At 69.1% G+C, this 6946-nt stretch carries 7 protein-coding genes; all 7 read left to right on the top strand.

All coding sequences use genetic code 11. The features are described 5' to 3' along the window. A partial coding sequence (locus tag AC1DXV_RS29185; RefSeq protein ID WP_477936918.1) for an outer membrane beta-barrel domain-containing protein occupies positions 1 to 182 on the top strand: 182 nt, incomplete at its 5' end. A 7-nt stretch (positions 183 to 189) separates the two neighbouring features. After that, entirely contained in the window at positions 190 to 720 is a 531-nt protein-coding gene (locus tag AC1DXV_RS29180; RefSeq protein ID WP_477873696.1) for a TlpA family protein disulfide reductase, read from the top strand. 2 nt (positions 721 to 722) lie between these two features. Continuing rightward, a complete protein-coding gene (locus tag AC1DXV_RS29175; RefSeq protein WP_477936916.1) occupies positions 723 to 956 on the top strand; it encodes a DUF4266 domain-containing protein in 234 nt (77 codons plus the stop codon). 10 nt (positions 957 to 966) lie between these two features. Beyond that, a complete protein-coding gene (locus AC1DXV_RS29170) occupies positions 967 to 2112 on the top strand; it encodes a DUF3570 domain-containing protein (RefSeq protein ID WP_477936914.1) in 1146 nt (381 codons plus the stop codon). Positions 2113 to 2126: 14 nt separating this feature from the next. After that, on the top strand, positions 2127 to 2738 hold the full coding sequence (locus AC1DXV_RS29165; protein WP_477936912.1) for an AraC family transcriptional regulator: 612 nt from the start codon (positions 2127 to 2129) through the stop codon (positions 2736 to 2738). A 6-nt stretch (positions 2739 to 2744) separates the two neighbouring features. Beyond that, the gene (locus AC1DXV_RS29160) at positions 2745 to 4667 is read left to right on the top strand and encodes a tetratricopeptide repeat protein (protein ID WP_477936910.1); all 1923 of its coding nucleotides are present in this window, start codon (positions 2745 to 2747) and stop codon (positions 4665 to 4667) included. Beyond that, a partial coding sequence (locus tag AC1DXV_RS29155) for a tetratricopeptide repeat protein (protein WP_477936908.1) occupies positions 4648 to 6946 on the top strand: 2299 nt, incomplete at its 3' end. The genes AC1DXV_RS29160 and AC1DXV_RS29155, both read left to right, overlap by 20 nt.

Raw genomic sequence — 6946 nt, 5'->3', positions numbered from 1 at the left:
CCAAGTTCAACGACCAGCGCAAGCAGACCTTCAACGTCGGGCTCGGCACCCGCGTGTTCCTGAAGGACTGGATGGCGCTGCAGGTCGACATGCGCGACCACATCTTCACGCTCGACCTGCTGGGCAAGCGCCAGAACACGCAGAACCTCGAGCTGACCGGCGGCATCACCTTCTTCTTCTGATCGAACCATGAGCTCATCCTTCCCTTTCGCCCCCGCGTTCGCCCGATTCCTGCGCGCCACGGCTGCGCTGCTGCTGAGCACCGGCATCGTGGTGGCGCCCGCGCAGGCCGCGGCACCGATGACGCCCGCACCCGATTTCACGCTGCGCACGCTCGAGGGCAAGAACCTGCGCCTGAAGGAGCAGCGCGGCCAGGTCGTGCTGGTGAACTTCTGGGCCACCTGGTGCGCGCCGTGCCGCCAGGAGATGCCCAAGCTGAACGCGCTGTACGACAAGTACAAGGGCTCGGGCTTCGTGCTGCTGGGCGTCAACGTCGACGACGATGCGCGCAATGCCGCCACCGTCGCGGGCAAGCTGGGCGTCACGTTCCCGGTGCTGTTCGACACCGACAAGAACGTCAGTAAGCTGTACGACCTGAACAGCATGCCGTCGACGGTGCTGATCGACCGCGACGGCCGCGTGCGCTTCCTGCACCGCGGCTACCAGGACGGCTACGAGAACACCTACGACAAGCAGATCCGCGACCTGCTGAAGGAATGAACATGGGTTGCCAACGCAGAGCACTCGCCGCTGTCGTGACGCTGGCCGCGCTGCTGGCCGGCTGCGCCGCGCCCGAGCCGTGGGTGAAGCCGTACGAGCGCGAGCGTCTGGCGGATCCGATCATGCGGCTGTCGCGCGATGCGCTCGCCGACAAGCACCGCGAGCACATCTACGACGTGCGCGAGAGCGGACGCGGCGCCACCGGCGTGCAAGGGGGCGGCTGTGGTTGCAACTAGCGCCTGCTGGGTGCGTCGCCTTCGCCGGCTGCGCCACGCGCTGGCGCGCCGCCCGCACCACCTGATGCGCGCGGGCCGCGCGCTCGGCGTGGTGGTCGGCGGCGTGGCGGCGGCAGGGGCGGCGTATGCCGTCGACCTGCCCGAAGACCGCGCCGACGCGATGTACCACTTCTACGACGGCGGCGGCACGCGTGCCGACGGCCCGGCGCTGCTGATCCGCAAGAAGGTCGCCGAACGGCTGTCGATCAGCGGCTCGTACTTCATCGACTCGGTCAGCAACGCGTCGATCGACGTCGTGACGACCGCGAGCCCCTACAAGGAAAAGCGCACCGAATACAGCCTCGGCGCCGACTACGTCTACCGCGACGCGCAGGTCTCGATCTCGGGCACCACCAGCGACGAGCCCGACTACAAGGCGAACACGGTGAGCGTGGACGTCTCGCAGGAGGTGTTCGGCGGCATGACGACGATCAGCCTCGGCGCGTCGCGCGGCGCCGACCAGGTCGGCTCGCGCTACGACGGCATGTTCGACACGGCGCAGCACTGGCGCTACCGCCTGGGCGTCACGCAGATCCTGACGCCGCGCTGGCTGGCGAGCGCGAACCTGGAAGCCGTCTCCGACAACGGCTACCTCGGCAACCCGTACCGCGTGGCTCAGGTGTTCGGCACGCTGGTGCAGGAGCGCTACCCGCGCACCCGCTCGAGCCGCGCACTGAAGCTGCGCGCCGTCGGCGACATCGGGCAGGGCGAGCAACGCGCCGCGCTGCGCGCCGAGTACCGCTACTTCTGGGACAACTGGGAGATCAAGGCGCACACGCTGGAGCTGGGCTACACCCGCTACTTCGGCGCGCAATGGCTGGGCGAGGGCTTCGTGCGCTACAACACGCAGAAGCAGGCGCTGTTCTACGCCGACAACGCGCAGAGCGAGACGCGCTACGTGTCGCGCAACAAGCAGCTGAGCAACTTCAACGATGTGAGCATCGGCGCGAAGGCCACCTACGCCGCCGGCAAGATCGCCGACAAGTACGACATCAAGTGGAACGCGCAGTACCAGTTCATGCGCTTTCGCTACAAGAACTTCACCGACATCCGCACCCACAGCCTGTATTCGTTCGACGCGAACGTCCTCGAGCTGTTCGTCTCGGCCACCTTTTGAGAAAGACCGCGCCCATGTTCAAACGTAGTCGCAGCCTGCTGGCTGCCGGATGCCTGGCGGGATGGTTGGGACTGTCGTGCGGCACGAGCTTCGCGGCCGATGCGGCACCGGCGCCTGCGCCTGCGCCGGCCGCCAGTGCCCCCGAGGCCGCCGCCGCTCCGGCCGCTGCCGCCTCGTCGGCCGCCAGCCTCGACGGCCGCATCCAGGACCTGAAGGGCGACGTGATCCGCCTGAACCGCGACCTGCTGGTGCTGGAGGAGGAACTGCTGTTCCCCGCCAACACGCAGGTGGCGGTGTTCGTCTCGATGGACGTGGGCAAGATGTTCGAACTCGGCTCGGTGCAGGTGAAGCTCGACGACAAGGTCGTCGCGAACTACCTCTACACCCCGCTGGAGGTGAAGGCCCTGCACCGCGGCGGCGTGCAGCGCGTGTACCTCGGCAACCTGAAGGCCGGCGAGCACCAGATCGTCGCGGTGTTCACCGGCGGCGGCCCGCATTTCCGCGACTACAAGCGCGGCGCGACCGTCAAGTTCGACAAGACCACCGACCCGAAGTACATCGAGCTGCAGATCAAGGACAACACCGGCAAGCTGCAGCCGGAGTTCGAAGTCAAGGTCTGGCAGTAAGCCGCCATGCGCCTTCGCAACGTTCCCGCACACCTGCTGCGCCTGGCCGCCGTGGCGTGGCTTGCCGGTTCGGCGCATGCCGCCGAGCCGCTGCCGCCGCACGTGGTGCAAGACCCGTACTACGGCGAGACGCTGTACCAGTTCTACCAGGGCCGCTATTTCTCGTCGATCACCGGGCTGATGGTGTCGCAGCATTTCGGCCGTGTCTCGCACCATGCCGATGAAGCCGAGATCCTGCGCGGCGGCCTGCTGCTGTCGTACGGCCTGCACCGCGAGGCCGGCGAGATCTTCGCGCAGCTGATCGAGAAGGGCGCGCCGCCGGCGGTGCGCGACCGCGCCTGGTTCTACCTCGCGAAGATCCGCTACCAGCGCGGCTTCCTGCCCGAGGCCCAGGAGGCGCTCGGCCGCATCGAGAAGAACCTGCCGCCCGAGCTCGAGGAAGAGCGCGGGCTGCTGAGCGCCAACGTGCTGATGGCGCGCGAAGATTTCGCCGGCGCCGCGGCGCAGTTGGAGGCGATGGCCAAAGTGCCCGATCCCGGCAAGATGCCCGGCGGCACCAACGCGACGCGCTATGCGCGCTTCAACCTCGGTGTCGCGCTGATCCGCACCGGCGATGCCGAACGCGGCAACCAGCTGCTCGAGACCCTCGGCACGGCGCCCGCGCCCGACGAGGAGACGCGCAGCCTGCGCGACAAGGCCAACGTCGCGCTCGGCTTCGCCGCGCTGCAGGACAACAAGCCCGAGGCCGCGCTGATCCACCTGGAGCGCGTGCGGCTGAGCGGCATGCAGGCCAACAAGGCGCTGCTCGGCTTCGGCTGGGCCCAGGCCGCGCTGAAGCAGCCCAAGCGGGCCTTGGTGCCGTGGCAGGAACTCGCGCTGCGCGACCCGGGCGACTCGGCCGTGCTCGAGGCGATGATCGCGGTGCCGTATGCGTACGCCGAGGCCGGTGCGAGCGGCCAGTCGCTCGACCGCTACAACGAGGCCATCGCGTCGTTCGAGCGCGAGAACACCAACCTCGACCAGTCGATCACCGCGATCCGCGCCGGCAAGCTGCTCGACGGCCTGCTCGAGCGCAATCCCGGCGAGGAGATGGGCTGGTTCTGGAACATCGGCGAGCTGCCCGAGATGCCGCACGCCAACCACCTGGCGCCGCTGCTCGCGCAGCACTCGTTCCAGGAAGCCTTCAAGAACTGGCGCGACCTGCAGTTCCTGCGCAGCAACCTGCTGCAGTGGCAGGACAGCCTCGGCGTGTTCAGCGACATGCTCGCCAACCGCCGCCAGGCCTATGCCGAGCGGCTGCCGAAGGTTCGCGCGAAGGCCGCCGACGGCGGGCTGGACGTGCTGCAGAAGCGGCTCGACGAGATCACGACCGAACTCGCCCGCATCGAGACCGACGGCGATGCCGCGGCGCTGGCCGACGAGCAGCAGGTGGCGCTGCAGGCGCGCGTCGAGCACATCCGCGCGACGCTCGAGAAGGCCGGCGACCTGCCCGAAGCGGTGGCGGCGCGCGAGCGCTTCCGCCTCGCGTCCGGCGCGCTGACCTGGCGCCTCGCGCAGGAGTACCCGCAACATCTGTGGGACGCCAGGAAGAGCGCGCGCACCACCACCGAGGCGCTGGCCGACACGCGCCGCGTCGACGCGGCGCTCGCGCAGGCGCAGCAGGACGAGCCGGCGAAGTTCGAGGCCTTCGCCGCGCGCATCGCCGAGCTCGGCAAGGCCATCGAGGCGCTGCTGCCGCGCGTGGCCGCGCTGAGCACCGAGCAGCAGCAGTTCGTGCAGGAGCTGGCCGTGGCCGAGCTCGTGCAGCAGAAGGACCGGCTGGTCGAATACACCACGCAGGCCCGCTTCGCCGTCGCACAGCTGTACGACCGCGCCGCGAGCCAGTCCAACAAGCAACTGGAACCCGCCAATGCGCCGCCCAAGCCATAGTCTGGCGCTGCTGATGCTGCTCGGGCTTGCTGCCTGTGCCGGCAAGAAGACGCTGCCCGGCGATGACCAGCCGACCCTGAAGTCGATGTCGGGCCGCGAGATCACCGTGGCCGAAGACAACGGCGTGAAGGCCGACGAGAACCAGGCCATCGCCGCCTACACCGAGTTCCTGAAGGCCGCGCCGAAGGCCACGCAGCGCGCCGAGGCGATGCGCCGCCTGGGCGACCTGGAGATGGACGGTGCCGACAACCGCCTGGCCGCCGGCCAGCAGACGCCGAACGGCACGCCCGACTACAAGGCCGCGACCGCGCGCTACCAGGAGTTCCTGAAGACCTACCCGCAGGACGAGACCAACGACCGCGTGCTGTACCAGCTGGCGCGCGCGCAGGAGCAGGGCGGCGAGCTCGAGCTCGCGCTGAAGACGCTCGACGACCTGGTCGCGAAGTACCCGAAGACGATCTACCGCGACGAGGCGCAGTTCCGCCGCGGCGAGCTGCTGTTCTCGACGCGCGACTACGTGAAGGCCGAGCAGGCCTACGGCACCGTGCTGCAGGGCGATTCGTCGAACCCGTTCCGCGACCGCGCGCTGTACATGCAGGGCTGGTCGCTGTTCAAGCAGGGCCGGCTCGACGATGCGCTGCACCCGTTCTTCGGCGTGCTCGACCTGAAGCTCGGCGGCCGCAAGGACGAAGGCGAGCTGGAGACGCTGCCCGGCCTGACGCGCGGCGACCGCGAGCTGGTCGAGGACACCTTCCGCGTGTCCAGCCTGAGCCTGGAGAACCTGCAGGGCGCCGAGAGCATCCCCGCCTACATGACGACGCCGGAGCGCCGCGCCTACGAGTGGCGCGTGTACCAGCAGCTGGGCGAGCTGTACCTGCGGCAGGACCGGCCGAAGGACGCCGCCGACACCTTCAGCGCGTTTGCGCGCCGCGACCCGCTGCACGGCCAGTCGCCGCTGATGCAGGCGCGCGTGATCGCGATCTACCAGCAGAACGGCTTCGGCGCGATGGCGCTCGACGCGAAGAAGGAGTACGTGGAGCGCTACGGCGTCGACAGCGAGTTCAGCCGGCAGAACTCCGCCGCCTGGCAGGAGAACGCGCAACCGCTGGTCAAGACGAATCTTGCCGAGCTGGCGCAGCACTACCACTCGCAGGCGCAGAAGAGCAAGTCGACTGCCGACTACCAGGAAGCGGTGAAGTGGTACCGCAGCTACCTCACCTCGTTCCCGAAGGACCCGGAGGCGCCGCAGAACAACTTCCTGCTGGCCGAGCTGCTGTACGAGGACGGGCGCTTCAAGGAAGCCGCGCCGGAGTACGAGAAGACCGCCTACGGCTACCCGCTGCACGCGAAGAGCGCCGACGCCGGCTATGCCGCGCTGCTGAGCTATGCCGCGCAGGAGAAGAAGGCGTCGCCGGCCGAGCTGCCGGCGCTGCAGAAGGAGAGCGTCGAGAGCGCGCTGCGCTTCGCGAACGCGAACCCGAACGACAAGCGCAGCGGCCCGGTGCTGACCAACGCGGCGGAGAAGCTGTTCACGCTGGGCGACCAGGCGCGCGCGGCGACCGTCGCGCGGCAGGTGCTGGCGCTGCAGCCGCCGGCCGAGCCGGCGAACCGGCGCGTGGCCTGGACCGTGATCGCGCACAGCTCGTTCGAGCGCGGCGAGTTCGATCAATCCGAGCAGGCGTACGGCGAGGTGCTGGCGCTCGCGCCGGCGAACGATCCGGCGCGCAAGGACCTGGTCGAGCGCCAGGCGGCATCGATCTACAAGCAGGGCGAGCAGGCGCGCAGCAAGGGCCAGCTGGTCGAGGCGGTGAAGCACTTCACGCGCGTGGCCACGGTGGCACCGCAGTCGAGCGTGGCGGCGCCGGCGCAGTACGACGCGGCGGCCGCGATGATCGGCCTGAAGGACTGGGACGGCGCGAGCCGCACGCTGGAGGACTTCCGCAAGCGCTACCCGAACCATCCGCTGCAGGCCGACGTGGGCAACAAGCTCGCGCTGGCCTACACCGAGCGCGGCCAGTGGGCGCTGGCGGCCGGCGAGTACGAGCGTTTCGCCGCCACCAACAAGGATCCGGCGCTGGCGCGCGATGCGCTGTGGCAATCGGCCGAGATGTACGAGAAGGCCGGATCGCGCGCGAATGCCGGCAAGGCCTACGAGCGCTACCTGAAGCAGGGCGGCATGTCGTTCGAGGCCTCGGTCGAGGCGCGCTATCGGCTGGCGAAGATCGCGAAGGACGACGGCAACGCGGCGCGCGAGTTCACCTGGATGAAGGAGATCTACC

This window comes from Rhizobacter sp. P3_C12 (assembly GCF_056402735.1).
The sequence above is the reverse complement of the archived record's forward strand: the minus strand, read 5'-3'. Positions and strand labels throughout refer to the sequence as shown.

Bases quoted from the DNA above. Each gene is read 5' to 3' on its own strand.
- AC1DXV_RS29160 (WP_477936910.1), top strand. From the start codon at position 2,745: ATGCGCCTTCGCAACGTTCCCGCACACCTGCTGCGCCTGGCCGCCGTG.
- AC1DXV_RS29175 (WP_477936916.1), top strand. From the start codon at position 723: ATGGGTTGCCAACGCAGAGCACTCGCCGCTGTCGTGACGCTGGCCGCG.
- AC1DXV_RS29180 (WP_477873696.1), top strand. From the start codon at position 190: ATGAGCTCATCCTTCCCTTTCGCCCCCGCGTTCGCCCGATTCCTGCGC.
- AC1DXV_RS29165 (WP_477936912.1), top strand. From the start codon at position 2,127: ATGTTCAAACGTAGTCGCAGCCTGCTGGCTGCCGGATGCCTGGCGGGA.